1 protein-coding gene is annotated in these 373 nt (G+C 65.1%); it reads left to right on the top strand.

The genetic code is table 11. The annotated features are described in order from the left end of the window. Window positions 1-44 precede the first annotated feature (44 nt). On the top strand, window positions 45-373 hold a 329-nt coding region (locus V2S66_RS34395), incomplete at its 3' end, for an IS5 family transposase (RefSeq protein WP_330801039.1).

The raw sequence follows: 373 nt of genomic DNA, 5'->3' as shown, positions 1-373 counted from the left end.
TAGGGTCCGTCTTCAAAGATCATCTGATGGTGGATCATGGTGGCGTGATACGTCGCCATGAACTCACCGATCGGGAGTGGGAGTTGCTCGCTCCGCTGATACCGCGGGCCGTGACGGGCCGTCCGCGTGTGGAGGACCGGCGGGTCATCAACGGGATGGTCTACAAGATCCGGACCGGAGTCTCCTGGCGTGACCTGCCGGAACGCTACGGACCGTGGAAGACGGTCTACACCCGCTTCCGACGCTATGCCCTGGACGGCGTGTTCACCCGGGCTCTCCAGCAGGTCCAGGCCCATGCGGACTCCGCCGGCGATATCGACTGGCTGGTGCAGATCGACTCCACCATCGTCCGCGCGCACCAGCACGCCGCCGC

The organism is Actinacidiphila polyblastidii, from assembly GCF_036353415.1.
In the GTDB taxonomy this organism is placed as follows: Bacteria; Actinomycetota; Actinomycetes; order Streptomycetales; family Streptomycetaceae; genus Actinacidiphila; species Actinacidiphila polyblastidii.
The sequence above is the reverse complement of the archived record's forward strand: the minus strand, read 5'-3'. Positions and strand labels throughout refer to the sequence as shown.